We start from the raw sequence: 25,005 nt of genomic DNA on the forward strand, positions 1-25,005 counted from the left end.
GGCGCACGCGTTTCTTGGGCATCCCGTTCTCAGGCGGCTACGTCAGGTGCAGGCTACCATCCGACACAACCGGTCTCGATTGGCTTCAATTTCACGGTAAACACAGGGTGAAACGGCCAAGCCCGCACTCAGTTCCGGCGGGAACCGGCAGCTTCAATCGGCTGGAAGTAGCGATATACCGCCGCCTCAGGCGCCGAGGATGTCGTGGACTTCGAGCGGCTTGTCGACCTGGCTGAACCACTCGGCGCGATTTGCCGCACGGCGGCGGCCGCGTTCGTCGAGCGGCAGCTTGAGCTGGCGGAGCAGACCCGTCACCTCTTCCCGCGCGGTGAGATGGCCAAGGTTGGGCCGCATGCCGAGCGTGGCCTCGTCGATCTCATCGAGCGCGGTCAGGCCGCGCGGAAAAAATTCGCGATAGACGACGCGCTCGGCGAAGCCGTCGACGTAGCGAAAGCCGAGCCGTAGCGACAAATCCTTGAGGCCCTCGGCGACGAGCTGCTTGTTGCGGGAGCCGAGCATCGACAGGCGGTTGCGCACGACGATCCAATCGGTGCTGGAGCCGTCGAGCTGGCGCCGCTTGCGCCTGACATCCCGCACCATCTCGGCATAGTGGCTCTCGCCCGTCACTGCGTAGTTGGCGGGATCGACGGTGCCGAGCACGTCGAAATCGAGGAAGCTGTCGTTGATCGGCGTGACCAGCGTGTCGGCCATCGAGTGCGCCAGGCGCATCAGATAGCTGTCGGTGCCCGGCGTATCGATGACGATGAAGTCGAAATTGCTCTCGACCGCCGAGACCGCCTCCATGAACTGCTGGAACTCGGAATTCTCGTTCTCGGCGATCTGCATGGTCTCGCCGAGCTTGATGCAGCGATGCACCGGCAGCTCGAGGCCGAGGCCGGTGCGGCGCGCCCAGGCGGAACGGTTGCCGATGTAGCGAGTAAAGCTCTGCTGACGGCAGTCGAGGTCGATGGTGGCGACGCGCTGGCCGGCCTTCAGCAGCGCGACCGCGATGTGCAGGGCGGTGGTCGACTTGCCGGAGCCGCCTTTTTCGTTGCCGAGCACGACGACATGCGCCGAGCCGGATTGGCCTTGGCTAGCCTGCACAAGCATAGCGATCCTCAACACCCCTGATGAATATCTTCGAGTTGGCCGCGTCTGCGGTCAAGTGAAATGCGTGACAGTAAATGCAAATCGCAGCGCGCCGTGTTCGAAATGAATCACGGCACCATCTCTCGCTTGTGATTCAGCCATGTCGCGATATCGTGCGCGGCCTCGCGCGGGATGCTGTGCCGCATCCGAATGCATGGCGTCCACGATCGGCGCTTGTTAAGGTTAGCCGGCGGGCGCCGGGACGCGCCCGCTTCCCATTCCCAACCCTGTCGAGTCCTGATGTCACGAAGCCCCTTGATCGCCCGCACGGTCCCCGCCTTGCGACGCGCCGTCGACAATCTTCGCAAGCGAAAAGCCACGATCGCGCTGGTTCCGACCATGGGGGCGCTCCATGACGGACATGTGTCGCTGGTGCGCCTCGCCAGGCGGCGCGCGAGTCGCGTCGTGGTGTCGATCTTCGTCAACCCGACCCAGTTCGCCCCGACCGAGGACTTTGGTGCCTATCCGCGCACCTGGAAGTCCGATCTCGCCAAGCTCGCCGCCGAGGACGTCGACATCGTCTGGCACCCCGGCGCCGAGGCGATGTATCCGGAAGGCTTTGCGACCCGCATCGTGCCGGAGGGGCCGGCGCTGGCCGGCCTCGAGGACCGCTTCAGGCCGCACTTCTTCGGCGGCGTCGCCACCGTCGTCGGCAAGCTGTTCACGCAGTGCCGGCCGGATGTCGCAATCTTCGGCGAGAAGGACTTTCAGCAGTTGCGGGTGGTGACGCAGATGGCGCGCGACCTCGACCTCGGCGTCAAGGTGACCGGCTCCCGCACCGTGCGCGAGCGCGACGGGCTCGCGATGTCTTCGCGCAACGTCTATCTCTCGCCGGAGGAGCGGCAGACCGCGACCACGTTGTACCGCGCCATGAAGGACAGCGCCGGGCGCATCCGCGCCGGCGAAGCGATCGCATCCGCGATGGCGCGCGGCGCCGGGATGATCACGGCGGCCGGCTTTGCGCTCGACTATTTCGAGGCGCGCCATGCCGAGACGCTGGCGCAGGTCACCTCGCGCAAGGACGGCCCGTTGCGGATCCTGGTGGCGGCCAAGCTCGGCACGACCCGGCTGATCGACAATATCGCGGTGTAACCACCGAGCTCGATCTTGCGCGTTCCCTCGCCCGGATGGATGATCGGGACGAGGAAACGAGCCGGCTGGCAGGGGCATGTCATTCATCCGCGCGATGATCGTGAATGGCGTGCTGGCGCTTGTCGCCGCGACTGCCGCCCAGGCACAACAGCGCCCGCCGATCGGCCTCTACGGGTCGCCGCCGGATGCGATGATCTTCTACGTCGCCCATGGCCCCGCCGGGGCCTGCGGACCGGGCTGCTCTGACTGGATCGCCGCCGAGGGCACGGTGCAATGGGACAGCTACAAGCGGCTGATCGCGATTCTCGATCGCCAGGCGGGACACAAGCTGCCGCTCGTCATCCATAGCTGGGGCGGCTCCAACCTCAATGTTGCAGTCAGCATGGGCCGCATCCTGCGCGACCGCGGCCTGGATGCCACCGCCGGCGCGACCGAGGTCGAGGCCTGCGCCGGCAAACCGGAGGATTGTTTTGCGCTGAAGCGCCCGGGCGGGCCGCTCGACGCCAAGGTATCCTTGCCGGATCCGGCGTGCGATTTCGCGTGCGTCCTCATGCTCGCCGGCGGGGTGCATCGCAGCCTCCCGCAAGGTGCGACGGTGGTGCTGACCGGCCGTTCCATCCGCAATCGCCGCGCACCCAACGTGGCGCCCGAACAACGCGAGAGCCTGACGACGATCTTTGGCGAGCAGTATCGCAAGTACCTGCACGAGATGGGCGTCGAGCCCGAACTGGTCGACATCATCGACACCATCGGCGAAGGCGGACGTCCGGTCGTGATGCCGCCCTCCGACTGGGCGCGGCTGCACATCGTCACGCCGCCATGAGCGGCTGCGTCAGAGCAGTCCGAGATCGCGCAGTTCGCGCCGCATCGGCTCCGGCATCGCCGCGATCGAGCCCGCGGCCGATTTGCCGAGATCGGGCGGCACGGAATCGTCGCTGAGGTAGCGCCAGCCCTGGAACGGCCGCATCGGCCGCGGCGATACCGAGATCACCTTCGGCTGCATCACGATCCGGCAACGGCCGATGCCGTCCTTGTCGCGGAACGGCTCGATGCCGATGATCTTTTCACGCGCGGCGATCTCGCCCTTGATCACCCAGTAGAGCGATCCGCCCGCCAGGATCTCGGCGTCGCGCTTGGGCACCATGCGGGTGATGTGGATGTGATGTTGCGGCAGACCCTTCTTCTTGGCGGTCTGCATCCGTTCGGCGACCCACCCCTTCAATTCCTTGACGGAGTCGCAGCCGACGGCGAGCTTGATCAAATGTAGCGGCATGGCCCCAGCATTAGCCGGGCAGCCACGTATTTGGAATGCCGAACTATTCGTTATCCGCAGCCGCAGGAGCCGCGGCTGGGGCCGGCGGCGCGAGCGGAACCGGTGCTGCGGCCGGCGCACGCGCGGCCTTCGGCGCTGGCGGCTTCTTCGCAGCCGGCGCCGCTGGAGCAGCGGCCTGCGCCGAGGTCGGAGCGGACACGCGCGGCGCCGCGGCTGCGCCTCCGGCAGGCGCCGCCTGTCGCACCGCCGCCGTGGGCGGCTCCGGATTCATGATGCTCACCGGCGGCGTCGATGACGCGCTCGGGAACTCCGCATTGGTCGGCCTGCCCGTCGGCATCGATGGCGGCATCCCGGCAAGCGCCGCGGTGGCCGGCATCGCCGGGGCCGTTGCGGGCGCGTTCCAGCCCGGCGCATAGCGTGCAACCAGCGTGTCGTAGAGATGGGAATCCATGTTGGCGGCGACCCGCTGCTGATCGGTCAGCGAGCGGAAGGCGGGGCAGTCGAACTGCGTGCAGCCGTCGCGCGCAACCAGCACCTGCGCGACGAGGCCGTAGCGGTCGCGCTCCAGCGCCTTGCGCAGCACCTTCATGTCCAGCGTCAGGCTCTTCTCGGCGGGCGCGGCATCGCCGAGCGCGGTGAGCCGGTCGATCCGTGCGGCGGTGTAGGAGACGGCCGCAGCCGCCGCGTCAGGCGAGCCGAACAGCGCCTTCTCGCAACCAATCGCCACGGCATTGCCGGCGAGATCGTCGAGACAGGACAGCGCCGGCAGGCTGGCGACGACCGCGCTCTGCGCGCGCGCCTCGCCCGGCGGTGCCTCCTCCGCCGGACCATAAACGCGCACGGTGGCAGCTACCGCGATGGCAATGGAAAGCAGCGTGATGACGGTCAGCGCGCCGTTGGCAACCGACCTTTCGGCGCGCACCAGCGTAATCAGGAGAATCAGGCCGAGGAGGCCGGCGGCTACCAGGATCATCCACATCGGAAAGGCCTGCGGGCGCGAGATTTGGTCGAACGAAGTGGCCCATGCCCAGTTCATGCGCGACGTCCCCTCACGCGAGCAAAGAGCGAATGGTCAAAGCGAGCCCCCGCGAGTCGGCAACTGCCCCCGGTTCACCATGTCGAGGCGAAGGGGGCCTTTTGACGGCGAGCGAAGCGAATTCGTCCGCGATGTCAACGCGCGGCACCGTCATCCGTCAGGATTGGGCGAGCTGGCTTTCCTTGGCGACGCGCTCGAACGCTTCAGTCGAACTCTTGATGCGGTACTGGCAGTCGTCACCATCCGTCGGCAGCAGGCGGATGATCTCGTATGAGCCACTCGCAGCCGGGCGCGCGACGTTGCTGGCAGTGAACAGTACGCGCGTTCCCACGGGGAATTTATGCTTCAACGCCCATCTCCATGACTCAAACAGCGCCGGCTGTGCCCAGGGTCCCACTGCGACGGACCGGCTGAAAACCCGGCGTGACATATAGCACGCAATGCGGCGTTTTGGCCAGCGGTATACAGGCATGGCAAATAGGCCGATCCGGCAGTATTTTCAGGACGATAGTGCGGGAACCGGTGGGTGGAGGATACCGCTGGAACCGGCTCCCTCAGACGGTGTGGGGCAGATGCCCCTCCGGGCTTGCCTGGTCCACGGCCTTGGGCAGTTCCTGGGCCAGAATCTGGCCGAGCTGGTCGACCGGGATGTTGTAGCGCGCCGCAAGCTGCCGAACCGTGTCACTGCCGAGCACCGCGCGGAGCTGGCCGGCCGAGATCGGCAGGTTCTGGCCGTTGCCGAGCCAGGATTTGACCTGGTCACCGAAGCCGGACTGCTGGAGCTTCGCGACGATTGCGCTGAGGCCGCCCTGACTGCTGCTGCCGAGCACTTCGTTCAACACCGCCGGCAGGACCGCGGCGCCGAGCTGCCCGAGCGCACTGCGAAGCGCGGGGTTGTTTGCCAGCGAGTCCAGAATTCCCATGCCCCTGCCCTCTCCCAAGCGGTCCTTCCGCCGCGATTGAGCGCCGCCAGCCTGCACATCGTCAAGCGACGCCCGATCACATTCGAGGGTTAGACGTTCTCGAATTTCTCGATGACGAGCGTTTCGGCGATCCCGTCGCGGGTCCATTCCTGGAACGCCGGCAGCGCCATCATCGTGTCCATGTAGGCCCTGGTCTCCGGCGTGACCTCGATCGCGTAGGTGCGGAAACGGTGCACGACCGGGGCGTACATCGCATCCGCCGCACCGAAGCGGCCGAACAGGAACGGTCCCTTGGCACCGTAGCGCGCCCGGCACTCCCGCCAGATCTCCTGCACGCGCGCGATGTTGGCCCTGGCGTCCGCCGACAGCGTCACGGCGCCCACGGGGCGGTGCAGGTTCATGCCGCATTCGTTGCGCAAGGCCATGAAGCCGGAATGCATCTCGGCGCACACCGAACGGGCGTGCGCGCGGGCGGCGACATCGTCGGGCCACAGCTTCGCTTCCGGATAGCGCTCGGCAACGTACTCGATGATGCTGAGCGAATCCCACACCGTGATGTCGCCGTCGACCAGCACCGGCACCTTGCCGGCGCGGCTGAAGGACAGGATCTGATCCTTGTCGGCGGGATTGTCCGTGTAGAGCGGAATGACGGTCTCGACGAACGGGATGTCATTGGCGCGCAGTGCAAGCCATGGCCGCATCGACCATGACGAGTAGTTCTTGTTTCCGATCGCAAGCTTGAGCGCTGCCATGTCGCTGGTCCTTCCCTGAGTCCCCTGGATGCGGCTGCTTTTAGCGCCATCGCCTGCCGCCAATCAATCGTTGCCGCCTCCGGCCGCGCGTGGCAATCGTTGCGATCTTCGCGAGGAGTGAGACATGGGCAGGCATTGGGTCGACATCACCGCGGTCGGCTTCTTCATCATCGAATGGCTGGTCTATGCCCTGACGCTGGAGCACTCGGCCTATGGCCGCGACAGCCTGTCGGCGCGCATGAACCGCTATCGCGAGGTCTGGGTCCGCCGCCTGCTCGACCGCGACACCCGTATGGTCGACATGCAGATCATGGCCTCGCTCCAGAACGGCACCGCCTTCTTCGCTTCCACCAGCCTGTTCGCGCTCGGCGGCGCGCTGGCACTGCTGCATGCCACCAACGACGCCATCACTATCCTCGCCAAGCTGCCGATCGATCTCAGCCCCTCGCCCGCGCTGTGGGAGCTGAAATGCGTCGGCCTCGTGCTGATCTGCGTCTACGCTTTCTTCAAATTCGCCTGGGCCTATCGCCTGTTCAACTATGTCGCGATCCTGTTCGGCGGCATGCCGCCGGCTGACCGGCGCGACACGCCTGAGGCCGAGGCCCACGTCATCCGCACCTCGCGCTTGTTCGAATCCGCCGGCCGCCACTTCAACCGCGGCCAGCGCGCCTTCTTCTTCGCACTCGGCTATCTCGGCTGGTTCGTCAGCCCCTGGGTGCTGTTCGTGACCACGGCGGCGGTGGTGATCGTGACCTGGCGAAGGCAGTTCGCATCGAGCGCCTGGGCGGCGATGGCGCCGGAGGAGATGGATGGTACGGAGACGCGGAAGCGCGGCTATTGAGGCATCTGCTGCGCGCAAGCGAAGGGTGGCACGCGTTTTCTCCACACCGTCACTGCGAGCGCAGCGAAGCACCCCTGAATCTTTTCACGGTGACAGTCTGGATTGCTTTGCTACGTTCGCAAGGACGACACGACTGGCTCCGTCATCCAAGGACGCGAGGCCCGCCCACTCGGCGATATCCCGGCTTACTTCCTGCGCATCGTCCCGGACCGGCAATCGAATCTGGCCACAGGCCGATCCATCTGCCAGAGCTCCACGTCGCGACCGTCGACGAGCCTCTCCGCGGAGCTGATCGCGGCTTCATCATCGATGCAATCCATGTGGATCATTCTGATGGGACGATCGTGTAGTCCCACGATCAATGCACGGTAAGCGGACATTTTGGTCTCCAGGCAAGGCGCGATAGCAAGCGCGGGCCGGAAGAATGGCGCTGACGGCATTTGAATGCGATGGGGAGTGCATCGTCTGTTTATAAGCGCGGCATAAGTTGCCGGCAGCGCGGGGCCGAGGCCGGTCCTATGCCGATCCTATGCAACCGCGATCGCGCCAATCTCGAAATCATACAGCATCCGGCACCATATCCGCTCCGTCGCGCAAGCTCGCGCGGCGTAGCGAACTGGTGAAATGATGTCGAACTCAGGGGTCAGCGACAGGATCATCGATCCGATGATGGCCATCGCGAACTGCTCGACGCGGCAACGCATCGTCGTGGTCGGCGCAAAGAGCATGGAATTGGTGATTGAGCTGCATCGTCGCGGATATCTGCTGGCGGCGGCGGCAGGCAATTGCGGCCGGCCGGCGGGTCAATATGAAGTCGCGCTCGTGGATTGGCGGCGACGCACGCTTCACGCACTCGATGCGACAGTGGATTGGCTCGACGATTTCCTGAGCCCCCGCGCCGTGCTGGTGATCTGGCTCGATGCGCAGAAGGCAGCTGCGAAGGACACTCTCCGTGCCGCAGTAACGAAGCGCGGCTTCGTCGTCCTGCAAGGCGCCGAGCATCCATGTGGCAGCGTGCTTCTGGCACGGCGCTCGGAGGCCATCCCGCTTCGGCAGGCCGCGTGAACATCCACCCGAACTCATGGATTTGATCCGATGCCAAAATCGAAAATTCGACGTGCCGTCATTCGCGAGTGGATGGCTCTCGCGCCGGCGCAGCGAGGCTCCGCCGAGCAGGCCGGCGCGTTTGCACGGCGCACCATCGAAAGACATAGCTTGCCACGCAGCCGGAGAACGCCGCAGGCCGTGATCATGGCATGGCTGAAGCCGCGAACCGGGAGGCCTTAGCTCCCAGGATGGATAGAGTGGGGCGAGCCGCCTACCCTCCGCCAAAATCCCGCGGCGAGAACGGCAGGTCCAAGATCTTCCATTCGTCGTACTTGTCGGCCGGCAGCATCTTGTAGGGCTGGCAGGCCTGGAGCGCTGCGGTCGCGGATTTCACGATGGCCACGCCCTTCGCGGATGGCGGAGCTTCGATCAGGATCGGCGGGCGCGCCAGCGTGCCGTCGGTGGCGAACACCGTGCGCAGCTTGATGTTGACGTTGTCGGTCGGGTCGACCCCGGCCGGCAGCTTGGCGCAGCTCTTCAGGTGGCGACGCAGCGCGGCGATGACCTCGGATGGCAGCTTGGCTGCGATTGAATCCTTGGCATCGCCGCCATCGTCCTTGGGGGCGTCTTTCGGCAGTTCCGGCGGCAATTCCGGCGGCAAGCCCAGCATGACGCCGTACTTGACCGTCACGTCAGGCTCCGGCGCCTGATAGGCCGGCGGCGCGGCCTGTGGCTGCTGCATCGCTTGCGGCGGCGGCTGTTGCGACGGCGGCTGCGGCATCGCCTGGGGCGGCGGTTGTTGCTGGGGTTGCGGAGGCGGCTGTTGCGACGGCTGCGGCTGTTGAGGCTGCGGCTGCACATTGGCCTCCCGCTGCTTCGGTGCCTGTGAGGGTTGCGGCTGCGGCTGTTTCTGCTGCGGTTCAGGCGAGGCCTGCGGCGACGGCGCCGCGGCCTGCTGCTTGGTCGCAGGCTTCGGCGCGGGTTCCGCCTTGTCCTTGTCGGTGAAATCCAGTTTCGGCAATTTCAGGTCCGGCAGCGGCTCCGGCGGCTTCTCCTTCGCCTGCTCCTGAGCCTTCTCCTCGGCCTTGGCCTCCTCCTCCTTCACCTGCTCCGGCGTGACGATGTCCACCGAAACGGTCTCGGGCGCCGCGGCGTGAAACAGATGGACTTCGCTGATCAGGATGATCAGCGCCACCAGCGTCAGATGCGCGACCGCCGACGCTGCAATGTCCGTCCGTATGATCTTCCGCAGTTCCATCGATCGATCTTGGGTTGCCACGCCGGTCCTAGCATACAGCGGCCCCCTCTCAATCCCATTTTGGCGCGAAGCCGAAATCGGTCAGGCGGCCCTTGGGATTTGCCAGCGCGGCGATCTGGGCCATCTCGTCGTCCGAGAGCTCGAAATCGAAAATATCGATGTTTTCCGACAGACGTTCGACGCGCGAGGTGCGCGGGATCGCAGCGACATTCTGTTGCACCAGCCAGCGCAAGCAGATTTGTGCCGGCGTCTTGCGATGCGCGCGCCCGAGCCCGGCGAGCGTCTGGTCGGCCTTGACGCGCCCCCTGGCGATCGGGCTGTAGGCGACCAGTGCGAGGCCATGCTGGTCGCAGGCTGCCCTCACCTTCGTCTGGTCGAGATAAGGATGATATTCGACCTGGTTGCAGACGAGCGGCTCCGGCGACAGCGCCACCGCCTGTTCGATCAGCGCCACGGTGAAATTGGAAACGCCGATGTGGCGGGTCAGGCCCATGCGCTTGGCATGCGACAGCGCACCCAGCGTCTCCTCCAGCGGCACGTGCGAATTGGGCCAGTGCAGCAGCAGGAGATCGACGGAGGAGAGCCGCATCCTGGCGAGGCTCTCCTTGACCGAGCGTTCGAGATCATAAGGCGCGAAATGGTTGGTCCAGACCTTTGTCGTCAGGAAGATGTCGTCGCGGCGCACGCCTGAGCCGCGCAGGCCGTCGCCGACCTCGCGCTCATTGTCGTAGACCTGCGCAGTGTCGATGTGGCGATAGCCGAGCCGCAGCGCCTGCTCGACCACGCGGCCGCAAGCGCGCCCGCTCAGCTCCCAGGTCCCGAGCCCGATCGCCGGTATCCTTGCGCCATTGGCCTCGACGAACAGCATGAGGAATCCTCTCTGTTGCGATCGCCTCAAAACATCATCCGGGCGCCATTATGGACCCGGCCCGTAACACTGCCAACGGACGACGCCGGCGCCGGGCCGGATATTCAGGGCAATGCTAACGGGAGGTTCGCGCCTGGCCTTGACGTCAGGCTTTGGCGAGCGCCTGGAACACGGTGTCCGGCGCATGCGCGATCACGGCGAGCAGCGCGCGGGCGGGTCCTCGCGGGGCGCGCTTGCCCTGCTCCCAGTTGCGGATCGTCTCGACGGGAACGCCGAGCTTGGCGGCGAACTCCATCTGGGTGAGGCAGGCGCGACGGCGCAGAGCGCGCACGGCGAGCGAGCTGGCATCATCGCCAAGGGCGGCATTGGCCGCCGCCTGGACCGGCAACGGCTGGACTGGAAACGGCTGGACCGGAAGCTCCTGCCCATCCCGCAACTCGACGACCCGTCCGTCCGCCTTCAGCCGCAACCGCATGTCCATTCCCCCAAGCACGGGCAATGATGCGGCAGGTCGCTTAAGTTCGGATTAAAGATGATGGTGGGCGAAGACGGTCTCGTGCCCCGGACGCAGCGCAGCGCTCCCGGCGATGCGAAGCATCGTCCGGTGCGGTGCGCTGCTGAGCCGGGGCCCATTTCGCCACCACGTGCCGTGCTGCTTTCTGGGTCCCGGTTCTGCGCAGCAACGCGAAGGGCGTTGCAGCGCGCCTGGGACACGCGAGGGCATAGCGCGCCCTACCTCAATCCGAACCACAGCGTCGCGATGCCGAGGAAGGAGAAGAAGCCGACGACGTCGGTCACCGTCGTGACGAACGTGCCGGAGGCCACGGCCGGATCGGCCCTGACACGTTCGAGCGCCATCGGGATCAGGATGCCGCCGAGCGCGCCGGCGACGAGGTTGCAGATGATCGCAAGCCCGATGACGATGCCGAGGCCCGGGATCTTGAACCAGGCTACCGCCGCGATGCCCGTGATCAAGGCGAAGGCAAGGCCGTTGACGAGCCCGACCAGGCCTTCGCGCATCACCACGCGCCAGGCGTTGGAGGAGCCGAGCTCGCGCGTCGCAAGCGCGCGCACCGCGACCGTCATGGTCTGGGTCGCGGCATTGCCGCCCTGGCTCGCGACGATCGGCGCAAGCACCGCGAGCGCGACCATCTTCTCGAGCTGCCCCTCGAACAGGCCGAGCACCGAGGATGCAAGAAAGGCGGTGGCGAGATTGACCAGCAGCCAATTGAACCGCGCCCGCGCAATGGTGAACACGGTGTCGGAGAGTTCTTCGTCGCTGTTGACGCCGCCGAGCGCCTTGAGGTCTTCGTCCGCCTCCTCCTCGATCACGTCCACGACGTCGTCGACGGTGATGACGCCAACGAGGCGATCCTGGGTGTCGAGCACCGGTGCTGCGACGAGATTGTACTTGCCGAACATGCGCGCCACCTCCTCCTGGTCCTCCAGGACGGAGACGCGGCGGCGATCCTCGTCGGTCAGCTCGGCAAGCGCCACCGGGCGGCGGGCGCGGAGCAGGACGTCGAGCGAGACCGCGCCCTGCCAATGCTGGTCCTTGTCCACGACGTAGATCTCGTAGAAGCGGTCGGGCAGATCCGGCGTCTCGCGCATGTAGTCGATCGCCTGGCCGACGGTGAAATCCTGCGGCACCGCAATGAACTCGGTCTGCATCCGGCGGCCGGCGGAATTTTCGGGATAAAGCAGGCTGCGCTCGAGCGCGACGCGCTCCTGCAGCGGCAGCTTCTCGAGGATTTCCTCCTGCTCCGCCTCGTCGAGGGTTTCCAGCAGCTCGACCGCGTCGTCGGATTCGAGCTCGCGGACGCCTTCCGCAACGGTCTCCGGCGGCAGCTCCTCGAGGATCTCCTCGCGCACGCCCTCGTCGAGTTCGTTCAGCGCCGAGAAGTCGAAGTCGCGCCCGGTCAGCTCGACCAGGCGAACGCGGTGGTCGGGCGCGAGAGCTCCGATCAGATCGCCGAGATCGGCCTCGTGCAGCTCGGCGACGCAGGCGCGCAGCGCGGCGCTGTCGCCAGCCTCGATCGCATGGGCAATCTCCTCGACGAATTCGTGACGAATTTCGCCGTCTTCATTGCGCATCGGAACGTGGTCGAGTACCGAGGCCTCGGCGGATGGGGCACCGTCCATATGTTCATCCATGGCGCGCCTCGCCGTTTGACAGGTTGGAACGAGTGGTCTGAGCTGACGGTCAGGCAATACCCACAAGCGAACTGCGAGCGCAATGGCAAAGATGCTTCGGCTGAAATGGATGTCGATCCCGGTGGGCGCGGTCTTCGCGGGCCTCATCGGCATCGCCTCTTCGGAGGCCGCGGACTGCCCGCGCCAGGACGCGCTCGGCACCTCGCGCGTTCTGAGTGTCGACGCCAAGACCACGCCGCGCGTGGGCCTGAAGAGCTTTCCGCAGACGCTGCCGCTCGCCGATCACGAGGTCGTGCTGACCTTCGACGATGGCCCGCATCCGCCGACGACGTCGAAGGTGCTGGCGGCGCTGGCGCAGGAATGCGTGCGCGCGACCTTCTTCCTGATCGGCCTGCACGCCTCCGAACATCCTGACATGGTCAAGCGCATTGCCCGCGAGGGCCATACCATCGGCCACCACACCTGGTCGCACCCGTTCATGGCGCGGATCCCGCTCGAGAAGGCGAAGAGCGAGATCGACCGCGGCATAGCAGCCGACGAGACGGCGCTCAAAGGCGCGTCGACGACGACGCCCTCGACGCCGTTCTTCCGCTTCCCCTATTTCGAGGGGACGCCAGCGCAGCTCGACCTGCTCCAGTCGCGCGGCATCGTCGTGTTCGGGGCCGACCTCTGGGCCAGCGACTGGAACGAGATGACGCCGGAGCAGGAATTGAAGCTCGTCACCGAGCGCCTCGCCGCCGCCGGCAAGGGCATCATCCTCTTCCACGACCCCAAGGCACGCACGGCCGCGATCATGCCGGCCTTCCTGCGGTACCTCAGGGACAACGGTTATCGCGTCGTTCACGTCGTGCCGGCGGGCACGTCACAGAAGAGCGCCGATGCGCATTGATGCCGTAATGTCACGGCGGTGCAAAATGGGGTGATTTGGGCCCTATTAACAGTCTGTTCATGCTACGGCATGCAAGGATGTAGAGGGTATTGCGCCTGAACCGTTTCTGGGCGTCTCCGACCAATTAAGGTGGCAGTCGCGTAAGGAGGCAGACGAGGTTCATGATCGGAAGTAGCGTTGTTTTTCGGACGCGATCGTGGATCGTCCTGTGTCTGGGGCTGTTGGTCGTCGGTTCACCGGCGGCCCTTGCGGCGGACTGTCCTGGCCATCCGGACGCGCTCGGGACCTCCCGCACCCTCGTGGTCGACCCGCGCGAGCATCCGCGCATCGGCACCATGCAGTACCGCGAAACGCTGCCGCTGAAAGACCATGAAGTCGTCCTGACCTTCGACGACGGTCCGCTGCCGAAATATTCGAACCAGATCCTCAAGATGCTCGACGACGAGTGCATCAAGGCGACCTTCTTCATCATCGGCGAGCAGGCCAAGGCGAACCCGGAAGGCGTGCGCAAGCTGATTGCCGCGGGCCACACTGTCGGCACGCACAGCATGAACCATCCGCTGACGTTCGACCGGATGCCGCTGGACAAGGCCGAGACGCAGATCAACGGCGGCATCGAGTGGACCTCGGCCGCGATGACCGATTCGTCCAAGCTCGCGCCGTTCTTCCGCATTCCCGGCCTGATGCGCGCCGAAGGCGTCGAAAACCTGCTGATCTCGCGCGGCATCCAGGTCTGGAGCGCCGACTTCCCCGCCGACGACTGGCGCCATGTGTCGTCCGACCGCGTCTACCAGCTCGCGATCCAGCGGCTGGAAGCCAAGGGCAAGGGCATCCTGCTGCTGCACGACATCCAGCCCCGTACGGTGGCGGCGCTGCCGAAGATCATCCGCGACCTCAAGGCGCGCGGCTATCGCATCGTGCATGTGGTGCCCGCGACCGCCGACCGGCCGGCAACGCCGACCACGCCGGTGGAATGGCTGCTGCATCCACCGACCGAGACCGTGCCGATCGCACGCTGGCCGTCCGTGCCGAACTTCGTGTTCGCGCAGACCAAGACGCTGCCGGCGCCCTCGCTTGCGGACCTCAACGCGCAGACCGAGCATCAGCCGCTGCTGCCGCGCAAGACGATGGCGCTGGCGAATGTCGCGGCCACCCTGCCCGTGCCCGACCGCGATCTCTTTGCCATCCCCGAGGGCTCGGTCGAGGTCCTGCTGTCGACGACCTTGTCGCGGCGCGCCGCGATGCGGCTGGCAATGGCGGCCGAGACGCCCCATGCGGCCAAGGGCAAGGCCGGCAAGTCGCGCGGACATCGGACCGCACATACGGCGCCGGCCGGAGCGAAGCACACCGCGCAGGCTACGGGCACCGCCCCCAAGAGCATTGCCCCCAAGAGCACGGCGCCCAAGGGCGCCACACCGCGGAGTTCCGCGACGCATCCGACCCGCGTCGCCAGCCTGAAGAAGCGCGCGCAGTAAGCTCTACTGGCGCATGATGTTGGCGACACAGAGCAGCACGATCAGCGCCAGGAAGAACAGGTCCATATAGGACTTGAGCTCGCCGTCGCGGCGCAGCCGGCCAACGTCGGCCACGACCTGCTTGCGCGCGTTCGTTGCGCCCGAACCGTCATTGATCGGAGCCTGCAGGCGCTTGGTCTCCGCCTCGAGCTTCTCGATCTTCTGGAAGAAATAGAACGCACGCAGCGTCGAGGCCGCGCGCATGCCGGCATAGACCAGCACCAGGATCGCGAGGATCGCCCGGTTCTGGTATTTCTCCATGAAATTCAGGCTGAAATAGACCATCGCCATGAAGGCGAAGTTCGTCACGAAGCGGTAGACGAAGCTAAGAAAGACCATGCTGGCTCCAGCCCTGAGCGGTGCGATCCGTCTACGCCATCTTTATTTCGACAAAGATACGATCGCCGGCCGCCTTTTAGCCACGCGCGTTCATAATGCAAGCGAGAGTACCGGGGCCTGCCTGTTCCACGTAAACGCAAGGTTGCCAGCTGCGCGATGGAGATTCGCCGGAAGCTACGGTACATTGGCACAGCCACCGCATGTGGGGTCTGCCGATGCCGAAGAAGGGAATCACGGGCCACGACGACTGGGTTCTGACCGAGGCCCTGGCGACCGCGCTCGTCGCGCTGGAGCAGCTCGAAGCAAAACACCAGCCGAGCGCGCATATGGACGACATCCGCAAGATGCTGGCAAACGGCAAGGAGCCGTCGGCGGTGAGCCTGCACCTCGCTCAGGCCAAATGCCGCCTGTTTCCGGACACGGATCCCCTCGAGATCTACCGGGAATACGGGATCGGCGACGAATATGGCTGAGAGGCCCGCGCCGGTCCTTCGAGCGCGCTGCTGCCTGGAGCTGAGCGGCAGCCGATCGCTACAACGATCATCCACCTCAATGTTCGCGTGAATTTCAGCTGAGCCGCAAAACGGCTTGACGTCGGCGCCGCCAGCGAATGTAATGTTATAACGTTACATATTCGGTCCCAATGCCCATCCCCAAGCGTCACCGCCCTATCCCCTTGAAAAGGCTCTTCGATCTCCATGCAAAAACTCCCCGTCACCGTCTTGTCCGGCTTCCTCGGGGCTGGAAAGACCACTTTGCTGAACCACGTCCTGAACAACCGGCACGGCCTGAAGGTGGCGGTGATCGTCAACGACATGAGCGAGGTGAACATCGATGCGGATCTGGTTCGCGATGGCGGTGCGAACCTGTCCCGGACTGACGAGAAGCTCGTCGAGATGACGAATGGCTGCATCTGCTGCACACTGCGAGACGACCTCCTGAAGGAGGTGCGCGCCCTCGCAGAAAATGACCGCTTCGATTATCTCTTGATCGAATCCACCGGCATCTCCGAACCGCTGCCGGTTGCGGCGACCTTCGATTTCCGTTCCGAAGACGGCGAAAGCCTCTCCGATGTGGCGCGTCTCGACACCATGGTCACCGTGGTCGACGCCGTGAACCTGCTCAAAGACTATTCGTCGACGGATTTTCTCGATCAGCGCGGCGAAGCGCTGGCGAACGACAAGCGCACGCTGGTCGATCTCCTCGTCGAGCAGATCGAGTTTGCCGACGTCATCGTTCTCAACAAGGTCGATGACGCGTCGCCCGCACAACGCGAGGCAGCGCGAAAGATCATCCGCGCGCTCAATCCGGAAGCGGATCTGATCGAAGCCAACCACAGCCGGGTCGCCTTCGATCGCATTCTCGACACCGGCCGGTTCGACTTCGAGCAAGCGCAGCAGCATCCGCTCTGGTTCAAAGAGCTCTACGGCTTTGCCGATCACGTGCCGGAGACCGAGGAATACGGCGTGACGAACTTCGTCTATCGCGCGCGCCGGCCGTTCGATCCCGAAAAATTCGACAAGTTCGTCAGGGAGCCCTGGCCCGGCGTCATTCGCGCCAAGGGACATTTCTGGCTGGCAACGCGCCCGCAATGGCTTGGCGAGATCAGCCAGGCTGGCACGATCACGCGCACGCAGGCGCTTGGCTTCTGGTGGGCGAGCGTACCCGCGGAACGATGGCCGGATGATCCGTCCTGGCGGAAGCAGCTGCGCGCGAACTGGAACGACATCTACGGCGATCGCCGCCAGGAAATCGTGTTCATCGGCACCGGTATGGATGAAGGTTCGCTCCGCGCCCGTCTGGATGCCTGCCTCGTCCCGGGAAAGCCGGCGATGAACGTCACGGAATGGGCGAAGCTCGCGGACCCCTTCCCGGTCTGGCGCCGCGCCGACGAAGCCGCGGAACGCAAATGACCAACGTCGTTCGATTCGTTCCGAAATCCGAGCTCGAGCGGCAGCGCCTCATCCGTGAGGCGCGTGCGATCTACGACAGCATATTCCCGCCGGTCACTTTGACCGGCGGACAAGCTGATGATCGCTTGGACCAACGAGCACCGCGCGAGGCAGCCACCGAAATCCAGCCAAAACAGCGATAAGGATGAAGGTGGTGCGCTCGGAGGGCACACGCAGTCCTTCCCGGCTCAGCCGCCATATTGCTGCTTCATGTATTTCAGGTAGTTGCCGAGGTGGTGCTGCCAGAAATAGTCCAGCTTCTGGCATCCCGGCGTCCCATCGGTCGGGTTGCCGCCCGGGTTGGCGAAGAGCGGCAGCAGCGCGCCGGCGTCAGCATAGTTCAGCGAGGCCTGAAGCTGGTCGAGGATCTGTTGGATCAAGTCCGAAATCGTTGACCCCGTGATCGGTGCGGCGGTTGCCGCGCCGAGATCGGCGGCGGTCAAATGGATCGTCTCGGATATCAGTCTCCGAGAAAGACTCTCGACCCGCTGCTTGAGCCGCCTCACCGCATCGTCGCGAACGCGATTGACTGCGCTCTCACCGTCGGTGACCACGCTGCCGAGCGCGATCGTTGCTTCAGGATTGAGACTGCCGCCGAACCCACGCAGCGGATTTGGCGTGTTGAGGTCTGATATCCACTCCAGGGCAAACGGTGCCTGCGGCACCCAGTCCTGCGTCGACGTCACGGCCCAACCGTATCCGTCGACGGCGGCAAGCCGCGCGTAATCGTATGCGTAATGGTCGTTGCCGGCCTTGGCAGGCGCGAAGGTATAGGTCTTGTAGGCCGGCCCCTTAAAAACATCCGTCGAGTGCCGGACCAGCGAGGTCAGCAGCGTGGCGATCGAGGCACCCTGGCTGTGCCCGGTGATGTAGACGTCGTTGCCCTGCTCCGCGAGCAGCCCCAAGGTCACGAACAATGGGCTATCGGTGGTGAACAGCATGAGCAGCAAACTCAGAGCGAAGCCCGAATGCACACCGGCTTTCACCGCACTGTCACCCTCATCGCGGGCAAGATAGAACGGCAGCGAGATCGGACCGAGCTTCACGTCAACGCGCGCGTTGATCAGGGGGAACAGCAAGTCGGCCAACACGCTGGCCGCACTTGCGACCGTGCCGCGCACTGCGATCGCGTATTGGGTGGTGTCACTCTGGTTCTGCCAGACCTGCCAGTAATTATCCAATAGCGTGGCACTCGTCGGGGTGAGGTCCTTGCGGATCGCCCAATTTGAGCTTGGATCGGGCACGGAGGGTACGCCGCAGGTTGCCACCGCTTCGGTCAGCGATGGCGTGCCGGCGTAGGCACGCTGCGCCATCTCAAGCAGAAGTTGCGCCTCCGCGAATTGGAATCCCGACTTGAGCGTCATGCTGCCCTCCTTGCAAAGGTGCTCGACTCCAGCCGCCCGTGTTCGGACCCGGAAGCCAGCGACCGATATTTCGTGTCTCTCGGAGTTCATCAATTATAAGATGTGATAGCATAGAAACGCAATAAGAAGGTGTCGATCGACCAGCGCCCCTGGCAGACTACGTCCAGGAACAATTGCGTGAGCAGGGAGGATCCCGCGGAGTGGCCGGTGTTCCAGGCTTTGCCCGCTCCAACTCATTCCAACCGGACGCGCACTGTTCTATCGAAAGCGACATGAGGCATCTGCGGATTCATCGGCCACAGGTTTCGATGATCACGCCGGAGGACGTCTATAATTTCAGTTTCGACACAATCGATTGGGGACCGCCGCCGCGCCAGGCTGCCGTGGTCAATCTCGGCAAATCAGATTGGCTGAATAGATTCGCTCAGACGCATCTCGTCCGATGCAGCCACTTTCGTCTGATGTTCTATGATCAGATCATCGACTTGATCTGAGAGGGCATTTCGGCAGAAACAGGTCCCTACCCCGGCTAAAGCGGCGCGATCCGCCGTTTGGTGCGTTCGGAGGGCGGTCGCATTTATTGAAGTTTCAATGGCTTGCGGAAATGGGCGAAGAGTTTGGGTGGATCTCCAGCTGATAGGTGCTTTTTCCAGTCGATTGACCGAGCCTCACAATAGCTTGCGGGACTTCAGCTTGCGGGACTTCGCCACGCAGCGTAACTTTCAACTCCACGTAGCTCATTCGAAAGTGATCTAACGGGTTCGGCCTAGCGGGAGATGGCGATGGCAGATGTCCCATGGCACCTTTCCGGCGACTACTTCGAGAATTGCAGTTGCAGCATCGTGTGTCCCTGCCTCGTGTCGGCGGCTCCCCCGCTGACCGCGCGACCGACCGAGGGCTTCTGTAACGTACCGCTGATCTTCCACGTCGAGAGCGGCCGCTATGGCAACATCCAGCTCGATGGACTCAATGTCCTGGTTATCCTCCACGCGCCGGGGATCATGGCAGACGGAGATTGGTCGGTGGCCGCCTATATCGACCAGCGCGCCAACGATGAGCAAACCGAGGCTCTAGCTGCGATCTTCACCGGTGCCGCCGGTGGTCCGATGGCCGCGTTCACACCGCTGATCAGCAAGAACCTGGGGGTTCGCAAGGTCCCGATCACATTCCGAATCGAGGGCAAGACGCGGTCCGCGGAAATCCCGGGCATTCTGCACGTGTCCGTCGATCCGTTGCCGACCATGCATCCGAGCGGCGAAATGTGGGCGAACATCGGCCATCCGGTCAGCCCCGACAGGATGGTGATGGCAGTCGGCGCCGCCGGCAATACGTTCAGCGATCATGGCATGCGCTGGGACAATTCCGGCAAGAACGGCCTCTATGCGCCGATCCGCTGGTCGAACCAGGCGTGATGCAACTCCTGATCCGGCCTTGCGAGAAGGCCGGCAACACTTATCGCAAATGACCGACGGCCCCCTGGAAACCGTGCTGCGGCGCGATCGCTGGATCGTCGGCGGCGCGATCGGGATCATTGTCGCGCTGGCATGGGGCTATGTGCTCTGGCTCGCCAAGGACATGGACATGGGCGGCATGGACATGACCGGGTTCCGCATGATCCCGGCCGGGATCGGAATCATGTTGCCGGCGAGCGAGCCATGGCGAGCGATCGAGTTCGCGTATGTGTTGCTGATGTGGGTGGTGATGATGGTTGGAATGATGGCCCCCTCGGCAGCGCCGATGATCCTCATGTACGCCCGCGTGGGTCGACAGGGGAAAGCGCAGGGCAAGCCGTTCGCTGCGACCGGCTGGTTTGCGGCCGGTTATCTCCTCGCCTGGGGCGGCTTTTCGCTGGCAGCAACCCTACTCCAATGGGCGATCGAGCGGGCAGTCCTGCTGGATTCCCGGATGACGATCGCCAGCAATCTGCTCAGTGCAATCGTGCTGATCGCGGCGGGAGTCTATCAATGGACACCGCTCAAGGACGTCTGTCTCGCCCAATGCCAGTCGCCATTTCTGTTCCTGATGCGCCACGGCGGCTTTCGCGACGACCTGCGAGGCTGCCTGCTGCTGGGGCTCCGGCACGGAGGCTATTGTGTCGGCTGCTGCTGGGTCTTGATGGCGCTTTTGTTCGTAGGCGGGGTGATGAACGTGCTTTGGATTGCGCTTTTGGCCCTGCTCGTCCTGTTGGAGAAACTTACGCCGATCGGACGATGGATCGCGCGCGCCGCCGGGATTGCGTGTGCGGCCGCCGGCGTCTGGCTACTGGTGTCGTTGCCACGGTGATGAGCAACCTGCTTGGTGTTCAGTTCGAATGCCGTGTTGCAAACGGCGATCACGCCGAACCGCCAGCCCTACACTCGAACCGTCAGGCGGGGACGGCCGAACGGCGAAGACCTGGGCTGCCTGAGCCGGTCTCTCCATCGATCGGCTTTCGAGGTTGGTGCGCTCGGAGGGACTCGAACCCCCACGATTTTACTCACTGCCACCTCAAGGCAGCGCGTCTACCAATTCCGCCACGAGCGCTTTGGGGATGCCGGCTTAGGGCTTGAGGCCTGCCGGATCAACGGCGCCGATCTAACAAATCCATCAGAGGGGTACAAGCCTGCAAAGGCCCAGAATTCCACAAGCTTGGCAGGAAAAATCCGGACCCCTGCCCGGATCGGCCCTATCGAGGGCCCCGGCCCTGCCGGGTACCCGGGCCGCTACCGCGTGCCCGTCGTGCGCGGCAGCATCTGCTTGACCTCGACCGCGATCCGGTTGCGGTCGACCAGCACGACGCCGGAGGCGACCGGCAGATTGTTGGCGAGAACCTTGACCTCGTCGGCCTCGGTTGCGTCCAGTTCGATGATGGCGCCGCGGGAAAGGCGTAATACTTGATGGATCGGCATGGTGGTCGTCCCGAGGACGACCATGAGATCCACGGTGACTTTATCGAGAGTGGGCACTGTCAGGACCGCCGCAACTTGGGACTTAAGCCAAAGGACTTGGCATTTGCTCCGGAGATGATCACCACGTTATGGTTAGCCAATGGTTAATTCGCCTCAAAACCCCCGCCAAGACCTCGATTTGACGTCGTTTTCCGCCCCCACCGGCGAGCCCGTGGAGTGGCGGATCTCGGACGCGCCGGTGCCCTATCCGGAGGCCGTGGCCGCCATGGAGGCGCGAGTCGCTCAGATCGCCGCCGGCGAGGCGCCCGAGCTGGTCTGGCTGCTCGAGCACCCCCCGCTCTACACCTCCGGCACCTCGGGCAAGGAAACCGACCTTCTCGATCCCCGCTTCCCGACCTTTGCCACCGGCCGCGGCGGGCAGCTGACCTATCACGGGCCCGGCCAGCGGGTGGCCTATGTCATGCTCGACCTCAAGCGGCGCCGGCCGGACGTCCGGGCCTATGTCGCGAGCCTGGAGGAATTGATCCTGCGGACGCTCGCCGCCTTCAATGTCCGCGGCGAACGGCGCGAGGACCGGGTCGGCGTCTGGGTGAAGCGCCCCGACAAGGGGGCCGAGCACGAGGACAAGATCGCGGCGATCGGCGTGCGGCTGAAGCGCTGGGTCTCGTTCCACGGCATCGCCATCAATGTCGAGCCGGAGCTGTCCCATTTCGCCGGCATCGTGCCCTGCGGCGTCGCCGACCCCCGTTACGGCGTCACCTCGCTGGTCGATCTCGGCCAGCTCGTGACCATGGCCGATGTCGACGTCGCTCTGCGCCAGGCGTTCGAGGAGCTGTTCGGGCCGACCCGCGCGCTGGTTGCGGAAGCGGCCGCCTAGCACTTTTTCTGTTTGAGCCCGACCGCGCCTGTTCTCGGCCGGCCGCGGAATCGGTTACGCTTGCTTCCGGTGCCGCCCACGCCTCCCCCCTCCGCCGGGAAAGCAGACATCATGCCGGGCGAATGATCATCGGACCGACTGTTCGAGCGCCAGGCATAAGGAGGGATTGCGCTTTCTGCTCGCAATGGGAGGTTTTGACGATGAGACTCTCTGCGCCGATCTATCATCTGAAGCGACGAGCCAAGCGCCTGTCGCGCGAGGAAGGCATTCCGCTCCACGACGCGCTTGACCGCATCGCTGCGACGGAAGGGTTTTCCGCCTGGAGCATGCTCGCGGAGGCCGCCGCACTGACGCCCGCCAATCGCCTGTTTCCGCAATTCCGGCCGGGTGATCTGGTGCTGGTGGGCGCGCGCCCCGGTCAGGGCAAGACCCTGTTGAGCCTCGAACTCGCCGTGGAGGCCATGAAGTCGGGCCATCGCGCTGCGTTCTTCTCGCTCGAATACACCGAGAAAGACGTCTTCGACCGCTTGCGCGCGATTGGCGTGGACCCCGCGCAATTCGCTGACATGTTCGAGATCGACTGCTCCGACGCCATCAGCGCCGACTACGTCGTCAAGCAGATGGCCGCGGCGCCTCGTGGCACGGTCGTGGTGATCGACTATCTGCAACTGCTCGACCAGAGGCGGGAAGATCCTGATCTCGCTGTTCAGGTGCGCGCACTGAAATCCTTCGCGCGCGACGCGGGGCTGATCGTCGTCTTCATTTCGCAGATCGATCGATCCTATGATCCGTCGGTCAAGCCGTGTCCAGATCTCGACGATATCAGGCTGCCGAACCCGTTGGACCTCAAGCTGTTCGACAAGACGTGCTTCATCAACAACGCCGAAGTCCAGTTCCGCGCGGCGAGCTGACGGCTTCAGGCCGCGGGTGAGTTTCTTCACCCGCGGCTTGCGACTTCACGCCGCCTGCAACGCAACTTCGAGCTTGCCGGCAATGTAACGCCGCTCCTGGGTCAGGCCGCCAAAACCGTAGGCATCGCCCTTGACCTCGTCGACGTGCAGATACGTCTCGGGATGCAGCGGGCCCAAAATCTCGGCCATGCGCTTGAACATTGCGGCGAGATAGGCCGCCTTCTCGTCCTTGGTGTTGGTGCCTTCGCTGACATGGATGTCGATCCAGTAGCTGGCCAGTTTCTGCTCGGCGAGCGACTTGCCGCCGGCGAACCAGTCGCTCGCCTCGACCGATTTCACGATGATGGCGGTCACCCTGGGATCCTTGTGCAGGATTTTTGCGGTGAGCTCCGACACGGCGTTGGCGATATCGGCCTTCAGCGACGGCGACTGGCGGGAGGTGGTGTAGGACACGGTGATCAGGGGCATGGTGGTCTCCTCAAGATGCTGCGCGGAGTTTGCGCGGCGTTGGTAAGAAGCTAGACCCAGCCTCGTCATTTTGGTATCTTATCCATATTGATACCAGTGATAACCATTCATAATGAGAGCCACACTCGACATCGCCACCATCAAGGCCTTCCTGCTGGTCGCCGACCTCCAGAGTTTTACCCGCGCCGCCGAAGCACTCGGCACGACGCAGGCCGCCGTCAGCCTGAAGCTTCAGCGGCTCGAGACATTGCTTGGAAAGCGCCTCGTCGAGCGCTCGCCGCGGGCGGTCCGGCTCACCGCCGACGGCGCCGCGTTCCTCGATCGCGCCCGCGCGCTGATGGAGGCGCATGACCGCGCGCTGTCGGGCGAAACATCGACTGCGCAGTCGCTCTCGCTGGGCATCTCCGATCACGCCGCGGGCCCCGAGCTGGTGCCGCTGCTCGAACGCCTGCACGCGATGTCATCGAACCTCACCCTCGCCGTCACCATCGGCTTCTCGCGCGAGATGCAGGACGCTTACGACGCAGGTCAGCTCGATGCCGTGATCGTCCGCCAGGAAGGCAGTCGCCGCGGCGGCGAGAAGCTGGCCGAAGACGAGTTCGGCTGGTTCGCGGCCAGACGCTTCACCCTGCCGAAGGGTGAGCCGCTGCCGCTCGCAACCCTCGCCCCGCCCTGCGGCGTCCGCGCCATCGCCGTGCGCGCGCTCGACAAGGCCGGCATCGCCTGGCGCGAACGCTTTGTCGGCGGCGGCGTTACGGCGGTCGTTGCGGCTGCGCTTGCCGGACTTGCGATCGCACCGCTGGCGCGGCGGATCGCGCCTCCCGGGCTGATCGACATCGGGCCTGCGCACAAGCTGCCGAAGCTCGGCAGCTCGAAGGTAATGCTGCATTCGAAGGTCAGCGATCCCGCCAAGCTCGCGGCGCTGCGTGCGGTGGCGGCGACGTTCCGGAGCGTCGCGGCTTAGCTCGCAAGTCACCCCTTTTCCGTGCCGGCAAATCTGCCTGCGACATACCAATAACCCAACCCGGCGAAGCAGCCGGCGACCACGAACAGCCAACCCAGTTCGGCGAATGAAGCGAAAGACCGGTAGAGCGCCATCTGGCTCGCGGCTCCGATCAAGCCGCCCGCAGGAACAAAGAATGCGAGCGATCGGATACAAAACCGTTCGCTCAGCCAGATAGCCGCAATCGACGGAATGCCACTGAGCACGCAAACGAAGAACAAGATCAGTGGCACGCCGATCAAGATCGCGTAGACAAAATTCCACGGGGATAGCGGGGTGACGCGATTGACGCCAGCCAACGCCAGGAGGAACAGGGAGAACAGCTCGATAACGGCCGTCGCCGTCAGGCATCCGCCCAACCAGCCTCGCGTCGTCCGGGCGCAGGTCTCGCAAGCCATGACATCACC

31 protein-coding genes and 1 tRNA gene are annotated in these 25,005 nt (G+C 64.6%); 15 read left to right on the forward strand and 17 right to left on the reverse strand.

Translation table 11 applies throughout. From position 1 onward, the window contains the following. Positions 1 to 186: 186 nt before the first annotated feature. Complete coding sequence (locus tag AB7245_RS26490) at positions 187 to 1,110, reverse strand: division plane positioning ATPase MipZ (protein ID WP_063982760.1); 924 nt, start codon at positions 1,108 to 1,110, stop codon at positions 187 to 189. Between the two features lie 279 nt (positions 1,111 to 1,389). Here AB7245_RS26490 and panC point away from each other — a divergent pair, with 279 nt between their 5' ends. After that, a complete protein-coding gene (gene panC, locus AB7245_RS26495) occupies positions 1,390 to 2,241 on the forward strand; it encodes a pantoate--beta-alanine ligase (protein WP_085405541.1) in 852 nt (283 codons plus the stop codon). 76 nt (positions 2,242 to 2,317) lie between these two features. Then, positions 2,318 to 3,064, forward strand: coding sequence for a hypothetical protein (locus tag AB7245_RS26500; RefSeq protein ID WP_085405540.1), 747 nt, complete (start codon positions 2,318 to 2,320; stop codon positions 3,062 to 3,064). A gap of 9 nt (positions 3,065 to 3,073) precedes the next feature. On the opposite strand, the gene AB7245_RS26505 is transcribed toward AB7245_RS26500, so the two are convergent. The 5 genes from AB7245_RS26505 to AB7245_RS26525 all read right to left on the reverse strand — a co-directional run bounded on the left by AB7245_RS26505 (position 3,074) and on the right by AB7245_RS26525 (position 6,225). Further along, on the reverse strand, positions 3,074 to 3,514 hold the full coding sequence (locus AB7245_RS26505; RefSeq protein ID WP_028155001.1) for a DUF1489 family protein: 441 nt from the start codon (positions 3,512 to 3,514) through the stop codon (positions 3,074 to 3,076). A 43-nt stretch (positions 3,515 to 3,557) separates the two neighbouring features. Beyond that, positions 3,558 to 4,550: a hypothetical protein gene (locus AB7245_RS26510; RefSeq protein ID WP_354115482.1), complete on the reverse strand. Its 993-nt coding sequence runs from the start codon at positions 4,548 to 4,550 to the stop codon at positions 3,558 to 3,560. A 157-nt stretch (positions 4,551 to 4,707) separates the two neighbouring features. After that, the gene (locus AB7245_RS26515; protein WP_014494643.1) at positions 4,708 to 4,899 is read right to left on the reverse strand and encodes a hypothetical protein; all 192 of its coding nucleotides are present in this window, start codon (positions 4,897 to 4,899) and stop codon (positions 4,708 to 4,710) included. 205 nt (positions 4,900 to 5,104) lie between these two features. Further along, positions 5,105 to 5,473 carry a YidB family protein gene (locus AB7245_RS26520; protein WP_354115483.1) on the reverse strand — a complete coding sequence of 123 codons (369 nt, stop codon included), beginning with the start codon at positions 5,471 to 5,473 and terminating at the stop codon, positions 5,105 to 5,107. Positions 5,474 to 5,562: 89 nt separating this feature from the next. After that, positions 5,563 to 6,225 (reverse strand): glutathione S-transferase family protein, encoded by a 663-nt coding sequence (locus tag AB7245_RS26525; protein WP_085405537.1) that lies wholly within the window; start codon positions 6,223 to 6,225, stop codon positions 5,563 to 5,565. A gap of 124 nt (positions 6,226 to 6,349) precedes the next feature. On the opposite strand from AB7245_RS26525, the gene AB7245_RS26530 reads away from it, so the two are divergent. Then, positions 6,350 to 7,066 (forward strand): DUF599 domain-containing protein, encoded by a 717-nt coding sequence (locus tag AB7245_RS26530; protein ID WP_014494640.1) that lies wholly within the window; start codon positions 6,350 to 6,352, stop codon positions 7,064 to 7,066. A gap of 527 nt (positions 7,067 to 7,593) precedes the next feature. Here AB7245_RS26530 and AB7245_RS26535 read toward each other — a convergent pair. After that, entirely contained in the window at positions 7,594 to 7,743 is a 150-nt protein-coding gene (locus tag AB7245_RS26535; RefSeq protein ID WP_161495942.1) for a hypothetical protein, read from the reverse strand. On the opposite strand from AB7245_RS26535, the gene AB7245_RS26540 reads away from it, so the two are divergent. Beyond that, complete coding sequence (locus AB7245_RS26540; RefSeq protein ID WP_135214881.1) at positions 7,733 to 8,131, forward strand: hypothetical protein; 399 nt, start codon at positions 7,733 to 7,735, stop codon at positions 8,129 to 8,131. The genes AB7245_RS26535 and AB7245_RS26540 overlap by 11 nt on opposite strands. A gap of 253 nt (positions 8,132 to 8,384) precedes the next feature. On the opposite strand, the gene AB7245_RS26545 is transcribed toward AB7245_RS26540, so the two are convergent. The 4 genes from AB7245_RS26545 to mgtE all read right to left on the reverse strand — a co-directional run bounded on the left by AB7245_RS26545 (position 8,385) and on the right by mgtE (position 12,393). After that, entirely contained in the window at positions 8,385 to 9,371 is a 987-nt protein-coding gene (locus tag AB7245_RS26545) for a hypothetical protein (protein ID WP_085405534.1), read from the reverse strand. A 49-nt stretch (positions 9,372 to 9,420) separates the two neighbouring features. Then, the gene (locus tag AB7245_RS26550; RefSeq protein WP_085405533.1) at positions 9,421 to 10,239 is read right to left on the reverse strand and encodes an aldo/keto reductase; all 819 of its coding nucleotides are present in this window, start codon (positions 10,237 to 10,239) and stop codon (positions 9,421 to 9,423) included. A gap of 145 nt (positions 10,240 to 10,384) precedes the next feature. Next, positions 10,385 to 10,720, reverse strand: coding sequence for a helix-turn-helix domain-containing protein (locus AB7245_RS26555; protein ID WP_085405532.1), 336 nt, complete (start codon positions 10,718 to 10,720; stop codon positions 10,385 to 10,387). A gap of 251 nt (positions 10,721 to 10,971) precedes the next feature. Then, entirely contained in the window at positions 10,972 to 12,393 is a 1,422-nt protein-coding gene (gene mgtE, locus AB7245_RS26560) for a magnesium transporter (protein WP_028150524.1), read from the reverse strand. Between the two features lie 82 nt (positions 12,394 to 12,475). Here mgtE and AB7245_RS26565 point away from each other — a divergent pair, with 82 nt between their 5' ends. Beyond that, positions 12,476 to 13,282 (forward strand): polysaccharide deacetylase family protein, encoded by an 807-nt coding sequence (locus tag AB7245_RS26565; protein WP_085405531.1) that lies wholly within the window; start codon positions 12,476 to 12,478, stop codon positions 13,280 to 13,282. A gap of 161 nt (positions 13,283 to 13,443) precedes the next feature. Further along, positions 13,444 to 14,757 carry a polysaccharide deacetylase family protein gene (locus AB7245_RS26570; protein ID WP_085405530.1) on the forward strand — a complete coding sequence of 438 codons (1,314 nt, stop codon included), beginning with the start codon at positions 13,444 to 13,446 and terminating at the stop codon, positions 14,755 to 14,757. Between the two features lie 3 nt (positions 14,758 to 14,760). Here AB7245_RS26570 and AB7245_RS26575 read toward each other — a convergent pair whose 3' ends face one another. Next, complete coding sequence (locus AB7245_RS26575; protein WP_063982749.1) at positions 14,761 to 15,135, reverse strand: hypothetical protein; 375 nt, start codon at positions 15,133 to 15,135, stop codon at positions 14,761 to 14,763. Between the two features lie 215 nt (positions 15,136 to 15,350). Here AB7245_RS26575 and AB7245_RS26580 point away from each other — a divergent pair, with 215 nt between their 5' ends. The 3 genes from AB7245_RS26580 (at position 15,351) to AB7245_RS26590 (ending at position 17,230) form a co-directional block, all read left to right on the forward strand. Continuing rightward, entirely contained in the window at positions 15,351 to 15,608 is a 258-nt protein-coding gene (locus AB7245_RS26580) for a hypothetical protein (RefSeq protein ID WP_225005221.1), read from the forward strand. 225 nt (positions 15,609 to 15,833) lie between these two features. After that, on the forward strand, positions 15,834 to 17,048 hold the full coding sequence (zigA, locus tag AB7245_RS26585; protein ID WP_085405528.1) for a zinc metallochaperone GTPase ZigA: 1,215 nt from the start codon (positions 15,834 to 15,836) through the stop codon (positions 17,046 to 17,048). Continuing rightward, positions 17,045 to 17,230 (forward strand): hypothetical protein, encoded by a 186-nt coding sequence (locus tag AB7245_RS26590; protein ID WP_085405527.1) that lies wholly within the window; start codon positions 17,045 to 17,047, stop codon positions 17,228 to 17,230. Before zigA ends, AB7245_RS26590 begins: the two co-directional genes overlap by 4 nt. A 45-nt stretch (positions 17,231 to 17,275) precedes the next feature. On the opposite strand, the gene AB7245_RS26595 is transcribed toward AB7245_RS26590, so the two are convergent. After that, positions 17,276 to 18,451 carry a lipase family protein gene (locus tag AB7245_RS26595; protein WP_161495941.1) on the reverse strand — a complete coding sequence of 392 codons (1,176 nt, stop codon included), beginning with the start codon at positions 18,449 to 18,451 and terminating at the stop codon, positions 17,276 to 17,278. 200 nt (positions 18,452 to 18,651) lie between these two features. Between AB7245_RS26595 and AB7245_RS26600 the strand changes: the two genes are divergently transcribed. The 3 genes from AB7245_RS26600 to AB7245_RS26610 all read left to right on the forward strand — a co-directional run bounded on the left by AB7245_RS26600 (position 18,652) and on the right by AB7245_RS26610 (position 20,734). Then, complete coding sequence (locus tag AB7245_RS26600) at positions 18,652 to 18,945, forward strand: hypothetical protein (protein WP_144030875.1); 294 nt, start codon at positions 18,652 to 18,654, stop codon at positions 18,943 to 18,945. A 288-nt stretch (positions 18,946 to 19,233) separates the two neighbouring features. Beyond that, entirely contained in the window at positions 19,234 to 19,863 is a 630-nt protein-coding gene (locus AB7245_RS26605; protein WP_439035071.1) for a DUF1326 domain-containing protein, read from the forward strand. 49 nt (positions 19,864 to 19,912) lie between these two features. After that, positions 19,913 to 20,734 carry a DUF2182 domain-containing protein gene (locus AB7245_RS26610; protein ID WP_085405524.1) on the forward strand — a complete coding sequence of 274 codons (822 nt, stop codon included), beginning with the start codon at positions 19,913 to 19,915 and terminating at the stop codon, positions 20,732 to 20,734. A 155-nt stretch (positions 20,735 to 20,889) separates the two neighbouring features. On the opposite strand, the gene AB7245_RS26615 is transcribed toward AB7245_RS26610, so the two are convergent. Further along, positions 20,890 to 20,974: transfer RNA gene (locus tag AB7245_RS26615), tRNA-Leu, on the reverse strand. Between the two features lie 179 nt (positions 20,975 to 21,153). Further along, on the reverse strand, positions 21,154 to 21,396 hold the full coding sequence (locus tag AB7245_RS26620) for a FliM/FliN family flagellar motor switch protein (protein WP_015685538.1): 243 nt from the start codon (positions 21,394 to 21,396) through the stop codon (positions 21,154 to 21,156). Between the two features lie 82 nt (positions 21,397 to 21,478). Here AB7245_RS26620 and lipB point away from each other — a divergent pair, with 82 nt between their 5' ends. Then, complete coding sequence (gene lipB / locus AB7245_RS26625; protein ID WP_085405523.1) at positions 21,479 to 22,216, forward strand: lipoyl(octanoyl) transferase LipB; 738 nt, start codon at positions 21,479 to 21,481, stop codon at positions 22,214 to 22,216. Positions 22,217 to 22,416: 200 nt separating this feature from the next. Continuing rightward, positions 22,417 to 23,127 carry a DNA helicase gene (locus AB7245_RS26630; RefSeq protein ID WP_439035072.1) on the forward strand — a complete coding sequence of 237 codons (711 nt, stop codon included), beginning with the start codon at positions 22,417 to 22,419 and terminating at the stop codon, positions 23,125 to 23,127. Between the two features lie 45 nt (positions 23,128 to 23,172). Here AB7245_RS26630 and AB7245_RS26635 read toward each other — a convergent pair whose 3' ends face one another. Beyond that, positions 23,173 to 23,595 (reverse strand): tautomerase family protein, encoded by a 423-nt coding sequence (locus tag AB7245_RS26635; protein WP_071912988.1) that lies wholly within the window; start codon positions 23,593 to 23,595, stop codon positions 23,173 to 23,175. 112 nt (positions 23,596 to 23,707) lie between these two features. Between AB7245_RS26635 and AB7245_RS26640 the strand changes: the two genes are divergently transcribed. Beyond that, positions 23,708 to 24,559 carry a LysR family transcriptional regulator gene (locus AB7245_RS26640; RefSeq protein ID WP_085405521.1) on the forward strand — a complete coding sequence of 284 codons (852 nt, stop codon included), beginning with the start codon at positions 23,708 to 23,710 and terminating at the stop codon, positions 24,557 to 24,559. 8 nt (positions 24,560 to 24,567) lie between these two features. Here AB7245_RS26640 and AB7245_RS26645 read toward each other — a convergent pair whose 3' ends face one another. After that, on the reverse strand, positions 24,568 to 24,996 hold the full coding sequence (locus tag AB7245_RS26645; protein ID WP_144030874.1) for a hypothetical protein: 429 nt from the start codon (positions 24,994 to 24,996) through the stop codon (positions 24,568 to 24,570). Between the last annotated feature and the right edge of the window lie 9 nt (positions 24,997 to 25,005).

Source organism: Bradyrhizobium sp. 604_D8_N2_3 (genome assembly GCF_051810765.1).
Lineage (GTDB): Bacteria > Pseudomonadota > Alphaproteobacteria > Rhizobiales > Xanthobacteraceae > Bradyrhizobium > Bradyrhizobium barranii.

What these genes read in the sequence shown, in the direction of transcription:
- AB7245_RS26490 (WP_063982760.1), bottom strand. Translation starts at nt 1,110, where the DNA reads ATGCTTGTGCAGGCTAGCCAAGGCCAATCCGGCTCGGCGCATGTCGTC.
- panC (WP_085405541.1), top strand. Translation starts at nt 1,390, where the DNA reads ATGTCACGAAGCCCCTTGATCGCCCGCACGGTCCCCGCCTTGCGACGC.
- AB7245_RS26500 (WP_085405540.1), top strand. Translation starts at nt 2,318, where the DNA reads ATGTCATTCATCCGCGCGATGATCGTGAATGGCGTGCTGGCGCTTGTC.
- AB7245_RS26505 (WP_028155001.1), bottom strand. Translation starts at nt 3,514, where the DNA reads ATGCCGCTACATTTGATCAAGCTCGCCGTCGGCTGCGACTCCGTCAAG.
- AB7245_RS26510 (WP_354115482.1), bottom strand. Translation starts at nt 4,550, where the DNA reads ATGAACTGGGCATGGGCCACTTCGTTCGACCAAATCTCGCGCCCGCAG.
- AB7245_RS26520 (WP_354115483.1), bottom strand. Translation starts at nt 5,473, where the DNA reads ATGGGAATTCTGGACTCGCTGGCAAACAACCCCGCGCTTCGCAGTGCG.
- AB7245_RS26525 (WP_085405537.1), bottom strand. Translation starts at nt 6,225, where the DNA reads ATGGCAGCGCTCAAGCTTGCGATCGGAAACAAGAACTACTCGTCATGG.
- AB7245_RS26530 (WP_014494640.1), top strand. Translation starts at nt 6,350, where the DNA reads ATGGGCAGGCATTGGGTCGACATCACCGCGGTCGGCTTCTTCATCATC.
- AB7245_RS26540 (WP_135214881.1), top strand. Translation starts at nt 7,733, where the DNA reads ATGATGGCCATCGCGAACTGCTCGACGCGGCAACGCATCGTCGTGGTC.
- AB7245_RS26535 (WP_161495942.1), bottom strand. Translation starts at nt 7,743, where the DNA reads ATGGCCATCATCGGATCGATGATCCTGTCGCTGACCCCTGAGTTCGAC.
- AB7245_RS26545 (WP_085405534.1), bottom strand. Translation starts at nt 9,371, where the DNA reads ATGGAACTGCGGAAGATCATACGGACGGACATTGCAGCGTCGGCGGTC.
- AB7245_RS26550 (WP_085405533.1), bottom strand. Translation starts at nt 10,239, where the DNA reads ATGCTGTTCGTCGAGGCCAATGGCGCAAGGATACCGGCGATCGGGCTC.
- AB7245_RS26555 (WP_085405532.1), bottom strand. Translation starts at nt 10,720, where the DNA reads ATGGACATGCGGTTGCGGCTGAAGGCGGACGGACGGGTCGTCGAGTTG.
- mgtE (WP_028150524.1), bottom strand. Translation starts at nt 12,393, where the DNA reads ATGGATGAACATATGGACGGTGCCCCATCCGCCGAGGCCTCGGTACTC.
- AB7245_RS26565 (WP_085405531.1), top strand. Translation starts at nt 12,476, where the DNA reads ATGGCAAAGATGCTTCGGCTGAAATGGATGTCGATCCCGGTGGGCGCG.
- AB7245_RS26570 (WP_085405530.1), top strand. Translation starts at nt 13,444, where the DNA reads ATGATCGGAAGTAGCGTTGTTTTTCGGACGCGATCGTGGATCGTCCTG.
- AB7245_RS26575 (WP_063982749.1), bottom strand. Translation starts at nt 15,135, where the DNA reads ATGGTCTTTCTTAGCTTCGTCTACCGCTTCGTGACGAACTTCGCCTTC.
- AB7245_RS26580 (WP_225005221.1), top strand. Translation starts at nt 15,351, where the DNA reads ATGCCGAAGAAGGGAATCACGGGCCACGACGACTGGGTTCTGACCGAG.
- zigA (WP_085405528.1), top strand. Translation starts at nt 15,834, where the DNA reads ATGCAAAAACTCCCCGTCACCGTCTTGTCCGGCTTCCTCGGGGCTGGA.
- AB7245_RS26590 (WP_085405527.1), top strand. Translation starts at nt 17,045, where the DNA reads ATGACCAACGTCGTTCGATTCGTTCCGAAATCCGAGCTCGAGCGGCAG.
- AB7245_RS26595 (WP_161495941.1), bottom strand. Translation starts at nt 18,451, where the DNA reads ATGACGCTCAAGTCGGGATTCCAATTCGCGGAGGCGCAACTTCTGCTT.
- AB7245_RS26605 (WP_439035071.1), top strand. Translation starts at nt 19,234, where the DNA reads ATGGCAGATGTCCCATGGCACCTTTCCGGCGACTACTTCGAGAATTGC.
- AB7245_RS26610 (WP_085405524.1), top strand. Translation starts at nt 19,913, where the DNA reads ATGACCGACGGCCCCCTGGAAACCGTGCTGCGGCGCGATCGCTGGATC.
- lipB (WP_085405523.1), top strand. Translation starts at nt 21,479, where the DNA reads ATGGTTAATTCGCCTCAAAACCCCCGCCAAGACCTCGATTTGACGTCG.
- AB7245_RS26630 (WP_439035072.1), top strand. Translation starts at nt 22,417, where the DNA reads ATGAGACTCTCTGCGCCGATCTATCATCTGAAGCGACGAGCCAAGCGC.
- AB7245_RS26635 (WP_071912988.1), bottom strand. Translation starts at nt 23,595, where the DNA reads ATGCCCCTGATCACCGTGTCCTACACCACCTCCCGCCAGTCGCCGTCG.
- AB7245_RS26640 (WP_085405521.1), top strand. Translation starts at nt 23,708, where the DNA reads ATGAGAGCCACACTCGACATCGCCACCATCAAGGCCTTCCTGCTGGTC.
- AB7245_RS26645 (WP_144030874.1), bottom strand. Translation starts at nt 24,996, where the DNA reads ATGGCTTGCGAGACCTGCGCCCGGACGACGCGAGGCTGGTTGGGCGGA.